Source organism: Leisingera methylohalidivorans DSM 14336 (genome assembly GCF_000511355.1).
In the GTDB taxonomy this organism is placed as follows: Bacteria; Pseudomonadota; Alphaproteobacteria; order Rhodobacterales; family Rhodobacteraceae; genus Leisingera; species Leisingera methylohalidivorans.
Window position 1 is genome coordinate 245,942 of record NC_023135.1, and the last position, 21,490, is coordinate 267,431.

Annotated in this window: 21 protein-coding genes and 1 tRNA gene; 9 read left to right on the plus strand and 13 right to left on the minus strand. The window is 63.8% G+C overall.

The genetic code is table 11. The features are described from left to right. Positions 1-250: 250 nt before the first annotated feature. The gene (gene argB, locus METH_RS01315; RefSeq protein WP_024088592.1) at positions 251-1,111 is read right to left on the minus strand and encodes an acetylglutamate kinase; all 861 of its coding nucleotides are present in this window, start codon (positions 1,109-1,111) and stop codon (positions 251-253) included. Between the two features lie 158 nt (positions 1,112-1,269). Here argB and METH_RS01320 point away from each other — a divergent pair, with 158 nt between their 5' ends. Further along, positions 1,270-1,998 (plus strand): SDR family NAD(P)-dependent oxidoreductase, encoded by a 729-nt coding sequence (locus tag METH_RS01320; protein WP_024088594.1) that lies wholly within the window; start codon positions 1,270-1,272, stop codon positions 1,996-1,998. A gap of 75 nt (positions 1,999-2,073) precedes the next feature. On the opposite strand, the gene METH_RS01325 is transcribed toward METH_RS01320, so the two are convergent. The 10 genes from METH_RS01325 to rpmH form a co-directional block, all read right to left on the minus strand. Continuing rightward, positions 2,074-3,471 carry a PepSY-associated TM helix domain-containing protein gene (locus METH_RS01325; protein WP_024088595.1) on the minus strand — a complete coding sequence of 466 codons (1,398 nt, stop codon included), beginning with the start codon at positions 3,469-3,471 and terminating at the stop codon, positions 2,074-2,076. Between the two features lie 74 nt (positions 3,472-3,545). After that, positions 3,546-3,911, minus strand: coding sequence for a DUF2946 family protein (locus tag METH_RS01330; protein WP_024088596.1), 366 nt, complete (start codon positions 3,909-3,911; stop codon positions 3,546-3,548). A gap of 3 nt (positions 3,912-3,914) precedes the next feature. After that, entirely contained in the window at positions 3,915-4,562 is a 648-nt protein-coding gene (gene yihA, locus METH_RS01335) for a ribosome biogenesis GTP-binding protein YihA/YsxC (RefSeq protein ID WP_024088597.1), read from the minus strand. Beyond that, the gene (locus METH_RS01340; protein WP_024088598.1) at positions 4,562-5,314 is read right to left on the minus strand and encodes an MOSC domain-containing protein; all 753 of its coding nucleotides are present in this window, start codon (positions 5,312-5,314) and stop codon (positions 4,562-4,564) included. The genes yihA and METH_RS01340 overlap by 1 nt, the downstream gene beginning before the upstream one ends. Then, complete coding sequence (yidC, locus tag METH_RS01345; protein WP_024088599.1) at positions 5,314-7,116, minus strand: membrane protein insertase YidC; 1,803 nt, start codon at positions 7,114-7,116, stop codon at positions 5,314-5,316. Before yidC ends, METH_RS01340 begins: the two co-directional genes overlap by 1 nt. A gap of 133 nt (positions 7,117-7,249) precedes the next feature. After that, a complete protein-coding gene (locus METH_RS01350; RefSeq protein ID WP_024088600.1) occupies positions 7,250-8,791 on the minus strand; it encodes a putative bifunctional diguanylate cyclase/phosphodiesterase in 1,542 nt (513 codons plus the stop codon). Between the two features lie 66 nt (positions 8,792-8,857). Continuing rightward, the gene (gene ttcA, locus METH_RS01355) at positions 8,858-9,745 is read right to left on the minus strand and encodes a tRNA 2-thiocytidine(32) synthetase TtcA (RefSeq protein ID WP_024088601.1); all 888 of its coding nucleotides are present in this window, start codon (positions 9,743-9,745) and stop codon (positions 8,858-8,860) included. 55 nt (positions 9,746-9,800) lie between these two features. Beyond that, positions 9,801-10,031 (minus strand): membrane protein insertion efficiency factor YidD, encoded by a 231-nt coding sequence (gene yidD / locus METH_RS01360; protein WP_024088602.1) that lies wholly within the window; start codon positions 10,029-10,031, stop codon positions 9,801-9,803. A 105-nt stretch (positions 10,032-10,136) separates the two neighbouring features. Further along, positions 10,137-10,562, minus strand: a complete 426-nt coding sequence (rnpA, locus tag METH_RS01365) for a ribonuclease P protein component (RefSeq protein ID WP_024088603.1) — start codon at positions 10,560-10,562, stop codon at positions 10,137-10,139. A gap of 23 nt (positions 10,563-10,585) precedes the next feature. Then, positions 10,586-10,720: a 50S ribosomal protein L34 gene (gene rpmH, locus METH_RS01370; protein WP_008554144.1), complete on the minus strand. Its 135-nt coding sequence runs from the start codon at positions 10,718-10,720 to the stop codon at positions 10,586-10,588. Positions 10,721-11,086: 366 nt separating this feature from the next. Here rpmH and METH_RS01375 point away from each other — a divergent pair, with 366 nt between their 5' ends. From METH_RS01375 to METH_RS01390, 4 genes are all read left to right on the plus strand, one after another. Beyond that, on the plus strand, positions 11,087-11,872 hold the full coding sequence (locus METH_RS01375; protein ID WP_024088604.1) for a TVP38/TMEM64 family protein: 786 nt from the start codon (positions 11,087-11,089) through the stop codon (positions 11,870-11,872). 2 nt (positions 11,873-11,874) lie between these two features. Then, positions 11,875-13,293 (plus strand): dihydrolipoyl dehydrogenase family protein, encoded by a 1,419-nt coding sequence (locus METH_RS01380; protein WP_024088605.1) that lies wholly within the window; start codon positions 11,875-11,877, stop codon positions 13,291-13,293. A gap of 15 nt (positions 13,294-13,308) precedes the next feature. After that, positions 13,309-14,694 carry a sensor histidine kinase gene (locus METH_RS01385; RefSeq protein WP_024088606.1) on the plus strand — a complete coding sequence of 462 codons (1,386 nt, stop codon included), beginning with the start codon at positions 13,309-13,311 and terminating at the stop codon, positions 14,692-14,694. Between the two features lie 99 nt (positions 14,695-14,793). Next, positions 14,794-14,870 (plus strand) — tRNA-Arg (locus METH_RS01390). A 197-nt stretch (positions 14,871-15,067) separates the two neighbouring features. Here METH_RS01390 and hmpA read toward each other — a convergent pair. Next, positions 15,068-16,279, minus strand: a complete 1,212-nt coding sequence (hmpA, locus tag METH_RS01395; protein WP_024088607.1) for an NO-inducible flavohemoprotein — start codon at positions 16,277-16,279, stop codon at positions 15,068-15,070. 144 nt (positions 16,280-16,423) lie between these two features. Here hmpA and METH_RS01400 point away from each other — a divergent pair, with 144 nt between their 5' ends. Then, positions 16,424-16,861 (plus strand): RrF2 family transcriptional regulator, encoded by a 438-nt coding sequence (locus METH_RS01400; protein WP_024088608.1) that lies wholly within the window; start codon positions 16,424-16,426, stop codon positions 16,859-16,861. Positions 16,862-17,334: 473 nt separating this feature from the next. After that, positions 17,335-18,390 (plus strand): HPP family protein, encoded by a 1,056-nt coding sequence (locus METH_RS01405; protein ID WP_156927427.1) that lies wholly within the window; start codon positions 17,335-17,337, stop codon positions 18,388-18,390. 430 nt (positions 18,391-18,820) lie between these two features. Here METH_RS01405 and METH_RS01415 read toward each other — a convergent pair whose 3' ends face one another. After that, positions 18,821-19,237, minus strand: a complete 417-nt coding sequence (locus METH_RS01415; RefSeq protein ID WP_024088610.1) for an RrF2 family transcriptional regulator — start codon at positions 19,235-19,237, stop codon at positions 18,821-18,823. 239 nt (positions 19,238-19,476) lie between these two features. Between METH_RS01415 and METH_RS01420 the strand changes: the two genes are divergently transcribed. Continuing rightward, positions 19,477-20,517, plus strand: a complete 1,041-nt coding sequence (locus METH_RS01420; RefSeq protein ID WP_024088611.1) for an NAD(P)H-dependent flavin oxidoreductase — start codon at positions 19,477-19,479, stop codon at positions 20,515-20,517. Next, entirely contained in the window at positions 20,514-21,218 is a 705-nt protein-coding gene (locus tag METH_RS01425) for a 5-formyltetrahydrofolate cyclo-ligase (RefSeq protein ID WP_024088612.1), read from the plus strand. Before METH_RS01420 ends, METH_RS01425 begins: the two co-directional genes overlap by 4 nt. Positions 21,219-21,490 lie beyond the last annotated feature (272 nt).

Genomic DNA, 21,490 nt, shown 5'->3' on the forward strand with positions numbered 1-21,490 from the left:
TCCTGACGCAGCAGAAACGCGCAAGCGGTCCGATGAGGCTGGAAGACGGCGGTCCAAGCATCCGGGCTGGATCACTGCATCGCCGTTTCCGGCATTGACCGGCCCCCGGGACGGTCCTGCGTTCATGACATAAGCCTGCGGGTTTGCGGTTTGCTGCCCGGGTTCCATACAAGCCGTCAGTTGCTGCAGCGGCTCTTGCTATGTGCAAATGACGGCTGGGCAGCGCCCCTCAAACCCTGTTGAGCCCGCGTCAGGCGCGGATCATCGACCCTGCACCGTGGTCGGTGAACAGCTCCAGCAGCACCGAATTCTGCACCCGCCCGTCGACGATGGTACAGGCGCGCACGCCGTTGCGCACCGCATCCAGCGCGGTTTCGGTTTTCGGGATCATTCCGCCGGCAATCACGCCGCTGGCGGTCATAGCCTCGACATCCGCGGCCTTCAGCTCGGTCACCACGTCGCCGTCGCCGTTTTTGACACCCGCAACATCGGTCAGCAGCAGCAGCCGGTCCGCCTGCAGCGCCTTGGCGACCGCACCGGCAGCGGTGTCGCCATTGATGTTGAAGGTTTCGCCGTCCCGGCCAGCGCCGATCGGGGCGATCACCGGGATCATGTCTTTTTCAAACAACCCGTACAGCACCTTGGGGTCCAGATCGGCCGGGGCGCCGACAAAGCCGAGGTCCGGATCAGCCTGATCGCAGGTGATCAGATTGGCGTCCTTGCCCGACAGGCCGACGGCACGGCCGCCCTGGCGGTTGATCGCCTGCACGATGCGTTTGTTGACGACGCCGGACAGCACCATTTCCACCACTTCCATGGTGGCGGCATCGGTGACCCGCTTGCCATTGACGAAGTCGGACCGGATCTGCAGCTTTTCCAGCATCGCATTGATCATCGGACCGCCGCCGTGGACGATCACCGGGTTCACCCCGACCTGGCGCATCAGCACGATGTCGCGGGCAAAGGTCTCCATCGCCTCGTCGCTGCCCATGGCGTGGCCGCCCAGCTTGATGACAACAATGGCCCCGTCATAGCGCTGCAGATAGGGCAGGGCGCTTGAGAGGGTCTCGGCAGTGGCAATCCAGTCGCGGTTCATGGTCTGTGTTTTCATCGCTGTCATCATTCCTTTGACCGAAGGGTTTAGGCGGTTCCGGGGCCGCTGCCAAGCATTGCCTTCGGCAAACCGGGCGGCGCAGCCTGCAGGATGCCATTGCGGTTGCCTGTGCCGGTGGTAGGGTCAGCCGGAAAATCTCCTGTGAGGATCATCAGATGCGTCAGAAGACCCTGCTATTGACCGGCGCCAGCCGCGGGATCGGCCATGCCACGGTGCGCCGTTTCAACCGCGAAGGCTGGCGGGTGATCACCTGCTCGCGGCATCCGTTCCCTGCAGAATGCCCCTGGGGCGGCGGCCAGGAAAACCATGTGCAGCTGGACCTGTCGGACCCGTCGGACACGATCAACGCGGTGGGCCAGATCCAGGACCTGCTGGAGGGCCGCCTGGACGCTTTGGTCAACAATGCCGGAATTTCGCCGAAAGGGCCGGAGGGGGAGCGGCTCAATACGCTTAACACCGATCTGATGGACTGGGGCAAGGTGTTCCATGTGAACTTCTTTGCCTCGGTGGTGCTGGCGCGCGGGCTGAAGGATGAGCTGGCGGCGGCCAAAGGGTCCGTCGTCAACGTGACGTCGATTGCGGGCAGCCGGGTGCATCCTTTTGCAGGGGCGGCCTATGCGACATCGAAAGCGGCACTGGCGGCGCTGACGCGGGAGATGGCGCATGATTTCGGGCCGATGGGGGTGCGGGTCAATGCGATTGCACCGGGCGAGGTGGAAACCGCGATTCTGTCGCCCGGCACCGACAAGATCGTTGAGAAGCTGCCAATGCAGCGGCTGGGCCAGCCCGAGGAGGTGGCGGCGGCAATCTATTTCCTGTGCTCGCAGGAAAGCTCATACATTTCCGGCACCGAGATCGAGGTGAACGGCGCACAGCATGTCTGATGCTGACCTTTCGCCCGGCCGCTAGGCCGGGCAGCGCCCGCCCCCCACGGGGCGGGCGCTGCCCTTAGGTCTTCGTCAGCTCACGGCGCGTTTCAGGACCGGCAGGTTGCCCAGCAGCAGCACGTCGACCGTCAGCACCGCCAGCAGCACCAGACCGGTCAGCGGAAAGGCCAGCGAGACCAGAACGGCGATCAGCGCGGCCCCCTTCCAGAACGGCATCCCGGCCGGTTCCGGCGGTGCGGCGAGGCGTGTGGCCCCGGCCGGGCGGCGCTTCATCCACATCACCAGTCCGGAGACGCAGACAAAGATCACCGCCAGGCAGAACACCGCGTTCAGCACAAAGCTCCAGGTGCCCATCAGACCCATGTGGAAGGGAATGCCGACAGCCATCGCCTTGCCGGCCAGGGAGTAGTCCTCGTATTTCACATCGGCGAGGATCTTGCCGCTGTACTGGTCCACATGGATGGTGCGGTCGATGAACGGGTCATCTCCGTCGCCGCTCATGCTGTCGCGGTTGATGGTCCAGACGCCATTTCCGCCGCCGGGATAGGCAAGGCGGAAGCGGCCCTCCATCCCCAGCGTGCGGCCCAGGGCGATAACGCTGCCTGCGTCCACTGCCTGGCCTTCGGGAATGCCGGTGATCCCGGCCCCGGAGCCGGAGGCAGGCATCGGGGTCTGCTCCAGCGCCCAGGGCACATCATTGGCGGACCCGTGGTTCATGCTGGCGTGAATGTCGTCCGACAGCGGAACGTTGTCCCATTTTGCTGCCGGGAAAGTGCTCCAGGCCTGCATCATCCGGCCGCCCCAGATGCCGGTCCACGACAGGCCGGAGATCAGGAAGACAACCAGCAGCGCCGACATCCAGAAGCCGGTCACCGCGTGCAGGTTCTTCCACAGGGCACGGCCCCTGGCGCGGAAGTTCGGGATAAGGGCGCTGGCGGCATTGCCGCGCGGCCACCACAGGTAGAGGCCGGTCAGCACCAGCACGATGCCAAGGCCTGCGGCAATCTCGATCAGCCGGTCGCCGGTGTCGCCGATCAGGAGGGACGAATGAATGTTGTCGGCCAGATCATACCAGCCTGCGCGGCGGTCCCAGACCTCGATCACCTCGCCGGTGTATTGGTCCAGTGCCACCAGACGCTGGCCGTCCTCGGTTTTCACCCGGAACACCGCGGCCAGATCCGGCGCCTTGGGGCCGATCCATTCGGCGATGGTGCCGGGCTGGGCGGCCAGAACGGCGGCGGATTGGTCTGCGATGCTCAGCTCGGCAGTGCCTTGGGTAACGGTGATTGTCTCGCCGTCGCGGCCATCGAACTGGGTGATGAACATCATCATCAGTCCGGTCACCGCCAGCATGATCAGGAACGGCACCACAAACAGGCCGGCATAGAAGTGCCAGCGCCAGGCGGCGAAGTAGAATTTCTCGGACAGCGGGTGCGCGGAGGGCGCGGGGTTCGGTTGGCTTGTTGCCATTGTTGTCTCTCCATATCGGAACAGGGCCGGGCGCGCGGGGCGCCGGCTGGAAAATCAGGAAATGTTCAGAAAAATCAGGAGAGCGCGGGCGGGCCGCGGGCGTCATAGCGCCAGTGGAAGCCGGCGCTGTGATGAGTGAAAGACTCGCGCGACCAGCGGTCTTCCAGCGGGGCGTTCAAGTCCAGATCGATCAGATGGTCCGGCAGCAACGCCACTGCGCCAAGCGCGGCAAAGGGGCAGCTGCGGTCCTCCATCTGCTCGGTGGGGGCGTGGTCGACCCCGCCGTCCAGATCGACCCAGGTTTCCACCGGGCCGGTGCCGGTGCAGATCACCAGCAGCACCTTGCCGTCCTGCCCGGAGCCCGGCATCCAGCCGGATGGAATCAGCCCGGCCACGGCCAGGGCGACCACAATCAGGAAGGAGGGCAGGCGGCCGGACACGGGTCAGAGATTGGCGATGATCGAGCGCAGGGTGGCGATGCCGTCGCCCTTTTCCGAGGACGTCAGCACGATTTCCGGATAGGCGGCCGGGTGTTTGGACAGTGCGTCTTTCACCTGCTCCAGCACCTTGGCGCGGTCCTTTTCCTTGACCTTGTCGGCCTTGGTCATGACGCATTGGAAGGTGACGGCAGAGCTGTCCAGCAGCTTCATGATCTCTGCATCCACCGCCTTCACCCCGTGGCGGCTGTCGATCAGCACAAAGGCGCGGCGCAGGTTCTGGCGGCCGCTGAGGTAGCGCTTCAGCAGTTTCTGCCATTGCTCCACCACCTTCAGCGGCGCATTGGCATAGCCATAGCCGGGCAGGTCGACGAGATACAGCTCGGGGCCTTGGGTGAAGAAGTTGATTTCCTGGGTGCGGCCCGGCGTGTTCGACGCGCGCGCGATGCCCTTGGTGCCGGTCAGCGCGTTGATCAGGCTCGACTTGCCGACGTTGGAGCGGCCGGCAAAGCAGACCTCCAGCCGGTCGGCGTCGGGCAGGCCGTTCATCGCGACCACGCCTTTCAGGAATTCGGTCTCGCCGGCAAACAGCTTGCGGCCCTTTTCGGCGGAGATATCGTCCGGCGCTTCGGCCAGGGAAAATTGCATCTGCATCACAGCACCTTTACCGCGTCGCCGAGGCGGATGCCGCCGCTGCGCACCACTTCGGCGTAAATCGAGAAATCCTGGTGGCCCCAGTTTTCCTTGAGGGTTTTCAGCGTATCGGCGTCGCGTTCGCCGGTTTCGGGATTGGCAGTGGTCGCCAGGCAGCGCGCCACCCGTTCGCGCACCGCAAATACGGCCTCGCCGATCTGCACCTCGCGGCCCAGCCAGCTGTTCTCAGCCCAGGCCTCATCCAGATCGAACCAGATGTTGCCGCGCCAGCGCTTGGGCGAGAGCTCATGGCCGATGGCCTGCTCCACCGCGCGGTGCGAGGCCCAGTTGCACAGGGTGACCGAGGGGAAACCGGTGTCGGTCATGCCGCGGCCCGGTACCCGGATGATCCGGGCAGAGGCGGCACGGCCCGCGGGCGTCAGCGGCGTTTCCCAGTCCAGAAACCGCGGCAGATCGGCCGGGTTGCCGGGGTCGAAGGTCAGGTCCGGCTGGTCCGGGTGGGTCAGCGTCAGCTGGCCGCTTGCGTCGTCCAGCGTGGCGTTGATGGCCATCAGTTTGGGTGCCTTGGAACCACGGGTGAAGTTCTGGCAGGGGACCCATTCGGAGCCGTCCGCCTTGGAGGCCTCATGCGCCACCGCCCAAACGCGATCGCCGGGCATGGTTTGCCCGGCGGTCAGGGTTACGTTTTCCAGCGCCTCACGCCCGTGGGACTTGAGCGGGTGGCGCCAGATATTTGTAACTTTGTGCGTCATCAGCTGTCAGCCTTGGGCTTCTTCTTGAAGCCTGACTTGATGTTGCCGAACACGTCCGGCTTGTAGCCGTGGCTGCGCATGATCAGGTACTGCTGGCTGAAGGTGATTGTGTTGTTCGCAATCCAGTAGACCACCAAGCCGGAGGCAAAGCCGCCGAGCATGAACATGAACACCCAAGGCATCCAGGCAAAGATCATCTGCTGAGTCGGATCGGTGGGGGCCGGGTTCAGTTTCTGCTGCAGCCACATGGAGATGCCCAGCAGGATCGGCAGGATGCCGATGAAGACCAGCGCCATAATGCTTTCCGGTGCCGGGGGGGCATAAGGCAGCAGGCCGAACAGGTTCATGATCGAAGTCGGATCCGGCGCGCTGAGGTCCTGGAAGGGGCCGAAGAAAGGCGCGTGGCGCAGTTCCAGGGTGACGAAGATCACCTTGTAGAGCGAGAAGAAGATCGGGATCTGGATCAGGATCGGCAGGCAGCCCGCGGCGGGGTTCACCTTCTCCTTCTTGTAGAGCTCCATCATCTCCTTTTGCATCTTCTGGCGATCGTCGCCGGCGCGCTCCTTGAGCTTCTCCATCTCCGGCTGCAGCTCTTTCATCTTGGCCATCGAGGCATAGGATTTATAGGCCAGCGGGAAGACCAGGATTTTGATGCAGATGGTCAGGCCGATGATCGCCCAGCCCATGTTGCCGATCAGCACGTTCAGATTGTGCAGCAGCCAGAACATCGGCTTGGTCAGGAAGAAGAACCAGCCCCAGTCGATCACGTCCAGGAAACCCGCGATGCCTGCGGACTGGTAGCCGCGGATGGCTTCCCATTCCTTGGCGCCGGCAAACAGCTGGGTGGTAACGTCCGAAGACTGGCCGTCAGCCACGGTCACGGTCGGCAGCACGATGTCGGTCTGGTAGATCTCGCGGCGCTCGTCGAATTTGGCGATCGAGCGGAAGGCCTGGCCCGGTTCGGGGATCAGCGTCGACATCCAGTAGTGGTCGGTAAAGCCGATCCAGCCGTTTTCGGCGACCTGCTTGACCTCGGCCTTGGAACCGTCGCGGGGATCGGGCTCGAAATCAGCCATGTCGTCATAGTCGATCTCGGCCAGTTCACCGTCCGACATGCCGACCAGGCCTTCGTGCAGGATGAAGAAATTCTTCAGGTCGGCCGGCTGGCCGTGGCGGGCCAGGGTGCCATAGGGCGCCAGCGACACAGGGCCGCCGGAGGCGTTGGTGACGGATTGGGTGACCGAGAACATGTAGTCCTGATCCACCGCGATGGTGCGGTTGAAGGTCAGGCCCTTGCCATTGTCCCAGGTCAGGGTGACGGGGCTGTCCGCGGTCAGGGCGGCGTCTGCCGGGGCGGACCAGATGGTGTTGGCCCCCGGCACGTCGTCCAGCGACAGACCCGCGCCCGGCGCCCAGCCGTACAGCGCGTAATAGGCACCGGCATCGCCCACCGGTTTCAGCAATTTGACGATCGGGGAGTTCCCGTCCAGCGTTTCGCGGTAGTCTTTCAGCGACAGATCGTCGATCCGGCCGCCCTGCAGCGAGATGCTGCCGGCCAGGCGCGCGGTGTCGATGGCCACACGCGGAGCATCGGGGGCTTCGGCCTGTTCCGCGGCGGTCTCTGCCACAGCGTCTGCCGCGGCACTGGGAGCCAGGGCGGTGTTGCCGGCGGGCGCGGTGCCGCTGATCGCGGTTTCAGGCGCCTGTTCCGGCTCTGGCGGCGGGAAAAAGGTGTACCACCCCAGGATCACCAGAAAGCTGAGTACGGTTGCGAGAATTAGATTTTTGTTCTGATCGTCCATTGGGGACTGCCACCTCGTGTAGGGAAGGACACGTGGGGTTCAACAGAGGTGGGCCGCAAAGGTCAAGCAGAATCGCGGCGCGCGGGGGCGGCATAGGGTCCTGCTGCTGCAGAAAATCGAAGGAATTGAACAATCAGGGGGTCTGGCGGCCGATCACAGGCGTGTCCTGCAGTTTCGCTTCATGGGCGGTGATCCAGTCCAGCGTCTGGTCGAAGGGCATCGGGCGGCCGATACCGAAGCCCTGCACATGGCCGCAGCCAAGCTGCGCCAGCAGCGCGTGTTCGCCTGCGGTTTCGACCCCTTCTGCGAGGGTTTCCAGGTCCAGCCGTTCGGCCATGGTGAGAATCGCGGAGATCAGTTTCTGCTGCTCAGGATCCTGGTCCGACTTCATCACAAAGGAGCGGTCGATCTTGATGCGGGAAATATTGAAACGGCGCACCGCAGCGATGGAGGCATGGCCGGTGCCGAAGTCATCAAGGTCGATGTGGCAGCCCATTTCGCTGAGGGTGAGAATGTTGCGGGTGATCACACCGTCGGGCTGATCGGTCATCACGGTTTCCAGAATCTCGACGCAAAGGCGCTCCGGTGGCAGCTCGAACCGTTCAAGCTCCCATTGGATGCGGCCGGCAAGGCCGGGGTTGCGCAGCTCCTGGGTGGCAAAATTCACCCCGACGCGGGGCACCTGCACGCCGGCGGCATCCCAGGCCTTGATGGCGACCAGGGAATTGTAAAGCATCACCTGGCTCAGCCGGTCCATCAGCCCGGCCTCTTCCAGCGCCGGCAGGAAGGCCGACGGCGGGATCAGCCCCTGCACCGGGTGCGACCAGCGGGCCAGCGCCTCAAACCCGGAAACCCGGCCGGTGTCGGTGCAGATCTGCGGTTGGAACCAGGCCTGGATCTGACCGGACTCCAGCGCCGAAGCGGCTTCTTCGCGCAGGTTGGAGCGGGTCCCGATGCGCTTGGACATATCCACCGAAAAGGCGCGGATGCCGCCGGGGCCGTTGCTTTGCGCCTCGGCCAGGGCGGTCACGGCGGCGCCGGTCCAGTCGGAACCGGTCTTTCCCGGGGCCCGGTTGCGCTGACAGAAGCCGATGGAGGAGCTGACGTAGATGCTGGTGCCGTCCAGCGGCACAGGTTCCTCAGCGGCGGTCTGCATCCGGCCGGCCAGCTGAATGCAGAGTTCCAGGTCCAGTTGCAGGGTCGGGGCCAGGCAGATGGCAAACCGGCTGTCGCCGATCCGGGCAATGGTATCGTGCTGCCGCAGGACGGAGGCAATCTGCGTGCCGCAGTGCCGGACGATACGGTCGCCGGCCTCAAGGCCGTGGCGGTCCGCCAGTTCCTTGTAATCATCCAGCTCCAGGACGAAGACGGCGGAGCGCAGATCCGTGTCCGCGCATTCCTCGTAGACGCGGGCGGTCTCATGTTCGAACCCGTCGCGCAGCAGCATGCCGGTGACACTGTCGTGCGGCAGGCCGTCGCCCAGTTTGCTGAACCCGCCGGCAACGGCAATCAGCACCGGCAGGCCAAGCGCCATCGATAGCAGCGCGGTTTCGCCGCCGAGCCAAAAGGTGGCCAGGGTCAGGGCTGGCAGGAAAGCGAGCGCAGGAGGCCCGAAAAGTGCCGGGGCAAGGATTCGCCGGAGCCGTGCCAGGAGACCTGATCCCGTGTTTGTCATTCTCAGACCTTTCGTCTGCAGCCAGTCATTCCGGCATGAGACTAAGGCGCTGATCTAACCCGGGAGTTAACGCAAAGCGGGAATTTCCGTTTTTTCCGGCCCGGAATCCGGGTTGTTCAGTTCCAAACCGGCAAAATCGAACAGTTTCGGGTCCAGCAAGTGCGAGGGCCGGGCATTCATCAGCGCCCGGAACATCACCTGACGGCGGCCCGGGCTGTTTGATTCCCACTGATCCAGGATCTGTTTCACCTGCTGGCGCTGCAACCCGTCCTGGCTGCCGCAGAGGTCGCAGGGGATGATCGGGTAATTCATCGCACGGGCGAATTTTTCGCAATCTGCCTCAGCCACATGGGCGAGCGGGCGGAACAGGAACAGGTCGCCCTCCTCGTTCACCAGTTTCGGCGGCATGGTCGCCAGGCGGCCGCCGTGAAACAGGTTCATGAAGAAGGTTTCCAGGATGTCGTCGCGGTGGTGGCCCAGCACCACCGCCGAGCAGCCCTCTTCGCGCGCGATACGGTAGAGGTTGCCGCGGCGCAGGCGCGAGCACAGCGCGCAATAGGTGCGCCCCTGCGGCACCTTGTCGACGACGATGGAATAGGTGTCCTGATATTCGATCCGGTGCGGCACGCCCATCTTTTCGAGGAACTCCGGCAGCACCGTGGCTGGAAAACCGGGCTGGCCCTGGTCCAGATTGCAGGCGAGCAGGTCCACTGGCAAAAGGCCGCGCCATTTCAGCTCATAAAGAACCGCCAGCAGGGTGTAGCTGTCCTTGCCGCCCGACAGGCAGACCAGCCATTTCGGGGTGCTGCCGTCAGTGCGGCGCTCCACCATGCCGTATTGGTCGATCGCCTCGCGCGCATAGCGCACGATGCGCTTCCTGAGTTTCTTGAACTCGGTGGTCGAGGGGGCGCCGGCAAACAGCGGATGGATTTCGTCCAGGTCATCATCAAGCATGGGCGCGCCCTAGCCGAGGAATTGCGTTTTGCCAAGGAAAAAAGGTGTTCCGGCGTCAGTCCTTGCTGCCGGGGACCGGGTCATAGCCGTCGCCGCCGAAGGGATGGCAGCGTCCGATCCGGCGGGCGGCGAGCCAGGCGCCCTTGATCGCACCGTGTCTTTCCAGCGCTTCCATTGCATAGGCCGAGCAGGTGGGCTGGTAGCGGCAGTTGAAGCCGACCCAGGGGCTGAACAGCAGCCGGTAGGCGCGCACGGGCAGGGCAAAGATATGGGCCAGCGGGGTCATGGCGGTTAGATAGGGCGGGCGGTGCAATATGGCAATGAGGGCTGCGGCCTCCCGCGGGGAGGGGCAGGCGCCGGGCCGGCTTGCGCAGTTTTACTGGCCGTGAATTTACTGGCCGTGGATTTTCTTGAGCGCGTAGATCAGGTCGCGCTTCAGCTCCTCGAACGGGCGCTGGGCGGTCTCGGCCGCGCGGCCGATCAGCACGTAATCCCATCCCGGACGGCCATGCGCGGGTAGAATCATCCGCGCGGCCTCGCGCAGACGGCGCTTGGCACGGTTGCGGGCAACGGCGTTGCCGACCTTTTTGGAACAGGTGAAGCCCATGCGGATCCCGCCGTCATCGGCACGGTTCCGGCCCTGGACCATCATGCCCTTGGTGCCCTGCTTGCGGGCAGGCGGGCGGGCACAGGCGAGGAAATCACGGCGCTTGGCCATGACCTCGATCCTGGGCGCTTGGGATGCGCAAACGGACACCGCCGGAGGCGTATCCCCGCGGGCAGCTGTGCCGTCCTTGGGGGCCTCCGGCGGTGTCATGTCCGTCAGAACGGGAACTGAGCTTAAGCGCTCAGTTCTTTCCGGCCGCGGGCGCGGCGGGCGTTCAGGATCTTGCGGCCTGCCTTGGTGGCCATGCGCGCACGGAAGCCGTGGCGGCGTTTGCGAACCAGGTTCGAAGGCTGATAGGTGCGTTTCATCGCTCCGGTCTCCACATTGTATCTTCGGGCAGGGCGCGGAATCGCCTCCCGGGGGGTCTATCTCGAAGCCCGGTCTTTAGGAGGGAACGGCGGGTAAGTCAAACCCTGCGAGGTGAGAAAACACCTTTTGGGGTAAGAAAACGCCGGTTCGCATGGCGGTGCGGGACCCGGGCGTGCAACATTTCTGCTGAAAACCGCGCCAGGACCGTCTCCGGGCAGGGCGGATGTAACATCGGGGCGGTGATTCTGCCACAAACCTCACGAATCCGGGGGGAGATGATCAAGCCGCCGTGAGACAGGGCTGCCCGGCCTCGCGCCGGGGGCAATTAACACGTAGCAAAAAGGCATTGTTACAGAGACGGACGTATGAGCGACATGAGCGAGACACCCAAAACCGAATCCCAGCCGAAGGACCAGACGGGGGCCAAGCCAGGCCTGGCCCGCCACCTGCCGCTGATTGCCGTGGCGGCGGTGGCGCTGATCGGGGCGGTGACGCTGAAAGACCACCTGACCTTTGACACGCTGCGCGAGAACCGCGAGGCGCTGATGGCGTTCCGGGATCAGAACTACCCGGGTCTGGTGGCGCTGTTCATGGGCCTTTATATTGTGATCGTGCTGTTTTCGCTGCCGGGAGCTGCGGTGGCCTCGGTCACCGGCGGGTTCCTGTTCGGGCTGGTGGCGGGCACCGCGGTCAACGTGATCTCGGCCACCATTGGTGCTGCGGGCATCTTTCTGGCGGCGCGCTGGGGGCTGGGGGCGGTGCTGACCGCCAAGATGGAAGCGGCAGAAGGCCGGGTGCAGATGCTGAAACAGGCGCTGCGCGAGAATGAGGTGGAGGTGCTGCTGCTGCTGCGTCTGGTGCCGGCAGTGCCGTTCTTCGTGGCCAACCTGCTGCCTGCGCTGGTGGGCGTGAAGTTCCGCAATTTCCTGTGGACCACGGCGGTGGGGATCATTCCGGGCGCCATCGTCTTCACCTGGATCGGGGTCGGCGTGGGGGCGGTGTTCGACCGCGGCGGCGAGCCGGATCTGAGCCTGTTGTGGGAGCCGCATGTGATCGGGCCGATCCTGGGGCTGTGCGTGCTGGCGGCAATGCCGATCCTGGTCAAATCCGTCCGCGGCACCCTGCGCGGCAAAAACAGCAAGGATACCTGAACATGAGCCGCATTGAATGTGATCTTCTGGTGATCGGCGCCGGGTCGGGCGGGCTGTCAGTGGCCGCCGGTGCCAGCCAGATGGGGGCGTCGGTTGTTCTGCTGGAGGGCCACAAGATGGGCGGCGACTGCCTGAATTACGGCTGTGTGCCTTCCAAGGCGCTGCTGGCCAGCGGCAAGGCGGCGCACAGGCAGGCGCATACCCAAGCCTTCGGGGTGGCGGATCAGCGCCCGCAGCCGGATTACGCCGCGGTCAAGGATCATGTGCAGGCGGTGATCGGCACCATTGCCCCGGTCGACAGCCAGGAACGGTTCGAGGGTCTTGGCGTGCGGGTGATCCGCGAGTTCGGCCGGTTCGTCTCGCCGGGGGAAGTCGAAGCAGGCCCGCACCGGATTACGGCGCGGCGGGTGGTGATTGCCACCGGATCATCGCCGCTGGTGCCGCCGATCCCCGGGCTGGACAAGGTGCCCTATGAAACAAATGAGACCCTGTTCGGGCTGCGCGAGGCGCCGGAACACCTGCTGATCATCGGCGGCGGCCCGATCGGCATGGAAATGGCGCAGGCGCATGTCCGCCTTGGCTGCAAGGTCACCGTGATCGAAGGGCTGAAGGCGCTGGGCAAGGATGACCCGGAAGCGGCGGCGCTGGTGCTGGATCGTTTGCGCGCTGAAGGGGTCGGGATCGCGGAGGGCGCCATGGTCTCGCGCATCGGCGGCCAGGCCGGTGCGATTGAGGTGGAGACCAAGGACGGCAGCCTGTTCAGGGGCACGCATCTGCTGATGGCGGTGGGACGCAAGGCCAATACGGAGCGGCTGAACCTGCAGGCGGCCGGGATCGAGACCCGGGCCAACGGTATCAAGGTGGACGACAGCCTGCGGACCACCAACAAGCGGGTCTATGCCATCGGCGACGTGTCCGGCGGGCTGCAGTTCACCCATGTGGCGGGCTATCACGCAAGTATTATCATCCGCTCCGCCCTGTTCGGCCTGCCGTCGAAGGCCAAGACCAGCCACATCCCCTGGGCCACCTACACCGACCCGGAACTGGCGCAGGCCGGGCTGACCGAAACGCAGGCGCGGGACATTTATGGCGTCAAGCTGGAGGTCGCCCGGTTTGACTACAGCCACAACGACCGCGCCATTGCCGAGCGCAAAGCCGAGGGGTTCATCAAGGTGATGGTTTTCAAGGGCCGTCCCGTGGGGGCCACCATCGCAGGCCATCAGGCGGGCGAGCTGATCAGCCTGTGGTCTCTTGCACTGGCCAACCGCCTGAAAATGAGCCAGATTGCAGCCATGGTTGCGCCTTACCCCTCCATCAGTGAGGTTAACAAACGGGTGGCAGGGGCCTATTTCACCCCGCGGCTGTTTGAGAGTAGTTTTGTGAAACGCGCAGTGCGATTGGTCCAGCGCTGGATTCCTTGAGGCAAAGGCAGCGGAATGCTCAACACGCTTTCGGGCAGATTTCTGATCCTGACCACGGTCTTCGTGATGCTGGCCGAGATCCTGATTTTTGTGCCGTCGATTGCGCGGTTCCGCGAGGATTATCTGGCCGACCGGCTGCAGCGGGCGCAGATCGCATCGCTGGCACTGCTGGCCGACGATATGCTGGAGACGGAACTGGAAGCGGAGCTGCTGGAGAACGCGGGCGTTTTCAACGTGGTGCTGCGCCGTGACGAGATCCGCCAGCTGATGCTGGCCTCGCCGATCCCGCAGCCGATCACCGGGACTTATGATTTGCGTGAGGCGGGGGCGATGACCTTGATCCGCGATGCAATGCTGCGCATGGCCCGCCCCGGAAATGAAATCATCCGGGTGATCGGTGCGCCGGTGCGCGATGCGGGGATCCTGATCGAGATCACCATGGAAACCGCGCCGCTGCGCGCGGCGATGATCGATTACGGGGTGCGGATCCTGGCTTTGTCGGCGGTGATTTCGGTTTTCACGGCGCTGTTGCTGTTTGTCGCGGTGCGGATTGTGCTGGTGAAGCCGATCAAGGCGGTGGTTGGCTATATGCAGCGCTATGCGGCGGCGCCGGAAGATGCGCGCGGCATCATCCACCCGAGTTCCAGCGTGGTGGAGCTGCGCGAGGCGGAAGAGGCGCTGATGCAGCTGCAAACCGAGCTGACTCACGCGCTGAAACAGCGCGAACGGCTGGCGCAGCTGGGCGGTGCTGTGGCCAAGGTGAGCCATGATCTGCGCAACATCCTGACCTCGGCGCAGCTGTTCACCGACCGGATCGAGATGAGCGAGGATCCTCTGGTGCGCCGCCTGGCGCCGAAGCTGGTGAATTCGATCACCCGCGCGGTGTCCCTGTGCGAGGGCACCCTGGCGTTCGGGCGCGCCGAGGAGCCGTCGCCCACTTTTGCAGTGGTCAGCTTGCATGAGATCACTGCGGATATTGCCGAAAGCGAGCTGCTGGCGGCAGGCAGCGAACTGGTCGGGATCGTCAACGCCGTGCCCAAGCCAATGATGCTGCGCGCCGATTCCGAACAGCTGTTCCGGATCGTGATGAACCTGGTGCGCAACGCCCGGCAGGCGATCATCGCCACTGGCAAGCCGGGGCAGATCACGGTTGATGCGCGCGAGGAAGAGGACGCCTGGTACATCACCGTTGCCGACACCGGACCGGGATTGCCCAAAAGGGCGCAGGACAATCTGTTCACCCCGTTCCAGGGCGGCGCCCGCAAGGGCGGCACGGGGCTGGGCCTGGCCATTGCGGGCGAACTGGCCCGCGGCCATGGCGGATCGGTTGTGCTGAAGGAAACCTGCCCCGAAGGCACGGTGTTCGAGATCTGCCTGCCCAAGGGTGACGGCACGATCTGACACTTGCAGACCGGCGGGCGGGAATATTCCGGCCGGGTGAAACAAATTTGGCTTTTGGGGTTGCGCCCGTGCGGTGCTATGATTAAACCCCGCCGCAGTGGACCGATAGCTCAGCTGGATAGAGTACTTGACTACGAATCAAGGGGTCGGGGGTTCGAATCCTCCTCGGTCCGCCACTAATCTTCGCACAGGCCTAAGATTTTCCAACCATTTTCAATGGGCTGGTGTCGCGTGCTGCGATTTTTCCGGTTGGCAGCCACCCGCCGCTTGGGCCGCTGCCGGCCGCAAGGCTGATGCGGCCGGCCCCGCCCTCGCAGGGATTGCGGCAATCGTGTTTTACCCTAGACGGCTGCCCGGTCCGGAGGACCGCCGTTCAGGCGCGGTTCCGTTGCTGCTGCGCAGCGTCCAGTTCCTGTGCCGGTCCGAAGAATTCGTAAAAGATGCGATCCTCGTCAACACCTGCTGATCTGAGGCCATTCACGGCCATCGCCATAAACCCCTTGGGTCCGCATATGTAGTAGTCAGCCTGATCAGTGTTGGTGTTGCGGGCAAGCCACTCCGGCGTGACACGGCCCTCCACGTCGAAGTTCGCTGCTGCCCGGTCTTCGGAACTGGGGTCCTCGAAAAAGGTGACGCACCGGCGGGACAGGGACCGGGCGATATCCGGCATGACGTGATGCCTGCCATTGTGCGTGGCATGGAGGTAGGTCGCAGCGCGGTTGTTTGCAGCCATGACCTCGAGCATGGAAATCATCGGCGTCAGGCCGACGCCGGCCGACAGCAGCACAACCTCGGTCTCCTGCCCGCTTTTCAGGAAAAACTCGCCGGCCGGAGCCGCCGCGTTGAGCACAGTGCCTTCGGCCGCCTGTTCATGCAGCCAGGTGCTTGCCAGACCGCCTTGCTCGCGCTTTACCGTGATCCGGTAGAAGTCATTCGATGGACCGGAGGAAATCGAATAGTTGCGGCGCAGCTTGCCGGTTCCGGGCACATCAAGATCGAAGGAAAGATACTGACCCGGCTTGTGCTTCAGCACGGGCTGGCCATCGGCGGGTTTCAGGATGAATGACATGACGTCAGCACTCTCCTGGATCCGTTTGCCGATCCGGAATTCCCGCCAGCCGCGCCAGCCGCCTCCGGTGGCTGCGGTCTCCTGGTACAGCTGCTCTTCGCGGCCGATCAGGATATTCGCCAGGAACCAATATGCTTCGCCCCAGGCGCGGATCACCTCCCCGGTCGCCGCATCCTTGAGAACCGCTTTGATTGCGGCCAGCAGGGCGCTGGCGACATGACCATAATGACGGGGTTCGATTTGCAGGCCGACATGCTTGTTTGCAATACGTTCCACCGCTGCGGCCATCACCGGGAGGTTTTCGATGTTCTGGGCGTAGGCCAGGATGGCGTTGGTCAAAGCTGCGTGCTGCGGGGAGTCGCCGCCCTGATGCGACTGGTTGAACAATGTGCGGATTTCCGGATCGGCCAGCAGCCTGTCGTACATCTCGGCTACAATTTCGCGCCCATGCTGCGCCAGTGCCGGAACAGTCGCCTTTACGGTGTCGATGGTGGTTTGGCTGAGTGGCTGTGCCATTGCACGCTCCTGATTTGTCCGTTGGCAGACCCGCGGCCTGCATCGCGGGTTTTCCGCCTGAATCATTCATTCTGTCTGCATGTATGATTGAGGAATTGAAATATGCAACCCAAATGAATATTAAGGCCGCGATCGGAGCCCCGGATGAAGCTGAACCTGACAACGGATTACGCCTTGAGAATTCTTATTTTCCTGGCGTCCAAACCCGAAGAGCTGCACTCGATTGAGACATTGAGCCGCATCTACCGTCTGCCGCACAGCTCCCTGATGAAGATCGTCAGCGAGCTGGTCCGGCAAGGCTACGTCACGAGCATCCGCGGCCGGTACGGCGGCATCAAACTTGGACGGGCGGCCAGCGAAATCAATGTGGGGCAGGTCGTGCGGGTTATGGAAGAAAGCTTTGAAGTTGCCAATTGCGGAGAATGCCTGATCCAGCCTCAATGCGGGCTCCGAGGGGTCTTTGCCGACGCGGTCAATGCGTTTCTCTGCGTCCTCGACCGCAGCACCGTCGCCGATCTGATCAGCAACAAGGAAGACCTGGTTCCATTGCTGACATTGCCTGAGGCGCCGGAACATCCGTAATCTGCCTGGTGAACCGGCAGGGGAACCCAGCCTGGCTATGGGTGGCGGTCAGGGTCTTGGCAATGTGCTCTTTGGATTTGCCACAGCCAGGCGCGCTTGCAAGGCCCTGCTTATGCTCTACGGGAAACAGCCTGAAAATTGCGTTGCCGGTCCCGTTCGGTCCGCCAACCGAAAGCCGCATCGGGTCTTTGACTGGCAAACAAGGACGAAACGCGGCTTAGCATGCCGTCTTCCTGGCTAGGGTTCCGGATTACCGCGGCTGCCGGCAATGGCATCAGGGATGCGGCATCGCTGGTAGAACATCTGTGTGCCGCACCGCCCGCCGCTGCAGCGTTGCCGGGCGATAAAATGTTTTCAAAATGACTGTTTTATGTGCAGGTTGCCGCCGGGTGATTCATTTCCGGGCAGGCGGGACCATGCAGCTGAAGTCAAATCTCTTGCGTCATCTTTCTCCGGCTCTGCCGCCAGCACAGATGCGGGAAACCCTGCGCACGTCGGCGGGCGCCGCGGCCGGGATGAGTGTTTGCGCGATGTTCGCGCTTGCCTGGCCGGAGATTGCAGGGGTTCCAATGCGCCTGCTCGCCCCTCTGGGCGCCTCGGCAGTTCTGATCTATGCCGTTCCGAACTCGCCGCTGGCGCAGCCCTGGTCGGCAATCTGCGGCAATGTTATTTCCGCCGTGGCAGCGGTTGCCGTCCTGCAAACCGTGCCGATGCCCTGGGGACCAGCATTGGCTGTGGCTGCAGCCATCTTTGCAATGATGATCGCGCGGGCCCTGCATCCCCCGGGCGGGGCAATTGCCTTGCTGGCGGCACTGGACCCGGTGCCGGTCCTTGATGCGGGTTTTGCCTTTGCGATCGTGCCTGTTGGCCTTCTGACGGCTGCTTTGGTCCTGACAGGTGTGCTGTATAACCGGGCCACAGGCCGTAAGTACCCGTTCCGCCAATCCGTGGAGACGCCTGTGCAGCCGGAAGAGATCCGCCTGGGGCTCAGCAATGAGGAGCTGGAAGAGTTGCTGGAGCGTTTCCATCAATCCACCAACATCGGCGTAGCAGATCTGGGGCGGCTGCTTGCCGCCGCGGAGGAGGAAGCCGCGCAGCACCGGTTTGAAGGTGTAACCTGCGGCAGCATCATGACGCAGAACCTGATCACTGTGACGCCCGATGTACCAGTGGCGCAGATTGCACAGTTGTTCCGCCGCCATTCCGTCAAGAGCCTTCCGGTTGTGGACGGCAACAAAAAATTCGTGGGTCTCATCCTGCAAAGCGATCTGATCGATGCGCTGATGCGGGACGGCAGCCGAAAGTTCCGCCCCGTACGCCAAGGCAAACTGACCGCGAAGCATGTGATGCAGCCGCCTGCCGGCAGTGTCCCGCATGACCTTCCGGTCGGCACCCTCCTGAACCGGCTTGCGCAGCATGGGGTGCAAACCGTGCCGGTAACCAATGATGGCGGCCTGGCAGGCATTCTCACGCGCAGTGACATTATCGGCCTGCTTCTGCGCGGCGCGCAAAACCGGTTGGCTGCCTGAGGTTGAAGTCCGGTAACGGCTCGCGGAACTGGCAGCCTCGTCCGGGTTTGCTTATCTGGCCGGCCTTTGGCTGGTCGCGTGCTGTTCGTTGCCTCTCGCCTTGGGAAAGCTGTTTCCGCAAAGCTGCCGGTTCAATTACCAGTATGAACCAGGTCGCTTTGTGCGGCTTGTGTTCCCGGCCCGTGTTCGGCCGCCATTTGGCCTGGACAGCGGTCAGAACCGCGATTGCTGCCATGAAGGCGCCAACCCGTTTGGCGCCGCCATGGGTTTGAGCATCAGCTTCGACAAGTTCTTCAGGCCGTGCATGGATCTTGCGCTATCCCGAACAATGGTGGCCTGAGGGGGAATGCATTTCCACCGCTTCTGACACCGGCGGCCTGCAGGCCGTTCAGGCCAAGGGCGCGCATTTACGGCGCGAGCCGGAGCAGTCTCACGCAGCGGTTTGAGCAGGTAGTGCGATATCCGCAAGTGTCGTCCGGTTCAGATCGTCCAGGAAAACCGCCTCTGCCTGACGCAGGCGGGCCTTGAGACGGCAGCGGCCATCAATCGTGCAATCGCCCCCGCCGTCGCCAAAGCATTCGACCAGCGCCTGTCCTTGCTCCAGCAATGTCACGACATCACCAAGGCGGATATTTTCCGCAGGCATCCGCAAAAAGGCACCGCCACCGGCGCCACGCCGGGTCTCAACGATTCCGGCGCTCGCCAGCCGCTGCATGATCTTCGTCAGATGATTCCGGGACAGGCGGAACTCCGTGGCCAGTTCGGCTGTCGAGAAGCCTTGTCCCGGCTGGCTTGCCATCCTCATCAGCATTCGAAGGCCGTAATCGGTGAAAGATGTAAGACGCATGCAGCTCCCTTTCCGCACAAATAGGTATTTACTGTACCAATTCGGGCACGTAGCTTCAAAGTCAAAGCAAGCCGGTCAGGCCGGTGCAGTCACAGCATTCGCAAATGCTGTGCACCCACATGCAGCGGGTCTTGCCGGCGACCCTGCGGAGCTGACTGCTGCGAAGGGAAAAAATGGAGTGAAACGGCTTATTCCGGGTGCCATTTTCACAGTATGACAACAGGGGGAGTGGAGTTGAAATGAGCGGCCAAAATGGTGACAACCTCCAGCTCGCCCCTCTTTGCGGTCTGCTGGGATGCGATTATCCGGTGCTTTTAGCGGGCATGGGCGGCGTGTCCCGCTGGGAACTGGCCGCAGCCGTCGCCAACGCCGGCGGCTTTGGCATGCTGGGGATGGTGCGCGAAAGCCCGGCGCTGATCACCGAAGAGGTCACCCGCCTCAGGGCTGCCACAGACCGCCCCTTTGCGGTGAATGTCATCCCTGCGGCGACCGAGCCCGCCCTGCTCGACGCGCAACTCGGCTGCTGCCTGGACCTTGGGGTTCCTGCCTTCACTTTCTTCTGGGACGTCGTGCCCGATGCCGTTGCCCGGGTGAAGGCGGCAGGCCGCCTTGTCCTGCATCAGGTTGGCACGGTTGAGGCTGCCCGCGCCGCCGAAGCCGCCGGCGCGGATGTGATCATCGCACAGGGCATCGAGGCGGGCGGGCACGTCCATGGCCGCCGCCCGGTCCGCGGCCTTACCGAAGCAATCCTGGAAACGGTGTCCGTACCGGTTGTTGCCTCAGGGGGCCTCTCCACCGGCGAGGACCTGGCCCGGTTTCTGTCGATGGGCGCCGCCGGGATCCAGTGCGGCACTGCCTTCCTTGCAACCGAAGAAGCCTTTGCCCACCCTTACCACAAGGAACGTGTTGCGGCCGCCACCGGCGCGGACACCGTGCTGACCGATGTCTTCGTGCTGAACTGGCCGGCAGGCGCGGCGGTGCGGGTGCTGGAGAACAGCGTGACCAAGGCGCTCGGCGGCACCTATCTGGGCCACGATCCGGACGCCCTCCCGCGGGAGGCAATCGCCTGGGACGGCTCCCAGCCGCGCCTGCGGTTCAGCACGGATTCCCCCCTGCGGACCACCACCGGCGACCTTGAGGCAATGGCTCTGTTTGCAGGCCAGGGCGCGGGCGCCATCCGCGGGGTCGTGCCGGCAGCCGACCGTATCGCGGACATCGTTGCCGGGGCTGAACGCGTCCTGGGCCGGCCGCTTCTGTCCCACCGGAGAGCAGGCCAATGAGCAGCAATTCCGATACCCCGCGCGAACAGAAAGGCTATGCCTCATCGCCCTGCATGGCGGCGGAAACCGGCCTTTACGGCTCGCAGCCCTCCGCCCCGCAGGGGGCCGCGGAAGTTGCCCGCTGGCGGAAGTCCGAACGGAGCCGGCTGCGGGCAGACCGGCTCGCCAGGACGGTTGCGGCCCGCCAGGCGGCGGGCGCTGCGCTGTCCGGTCATTTGCGGCAGCTGCTCCGGACCCGGTTCGGCGGCGCAGGCGGGCATGTCATCTCCTTTTACTGGCCGATCAAGGGCGAACCCGACCTGCGCCCGCTGATGGCGGAGCTGCACGCCGAGGGCGCCACGATTGCCCTGCCCATTGTCGAAACCAAGGCGGCGCCGCTGGTGTTCCGGCTGTGGACGCCGGAAACGCAGCTGGTGCGGGGCGATTGGAACATTCCGGTTCCACCGCCCGGATCCCCCGTGCTGTCTCCGGAAATTACCCTTGCGCCGCTGGTGGGCTGGGCCCCTGGCGGTTTCAGGCTGGGCTATGGCGGCGGATATTTTGACCGGACCCTCGCGGCAATATCGCCGCGCCCCTTTGCTATCGGCATCGGCCTGGATAGCGCGCGGCTTCCGACAATATTCCCGCAGCCGCATGACATTCCTTTGGATTCCATTCTCACCGAAGCTGGCGAAAGGTTCGCCAAAACAGGGTCGGGTTGACCACCTGCGGGTGAAGTGGCGCAGGATGGCTGGCCGGGTTTTGATCCCCTTGCATACGACCACCGTGGACAGTTGGATCGTGTTCGAGACGCACCCGGACTGGCGGGCTGACCAGCCTGAGCACCGGCGGCGCAAGTTCGGTCTGGTTATGCGCCCCGGATTTGTTCCTGGCAGTATTGCGCTGGTTGCGACTGGCTGCAGCGCTGACGGAACGTACTTTTGCGGTTGTTTGCGCTGACTGGCCCATTGCAGCTGTCAAGGAAGCCCAAGCT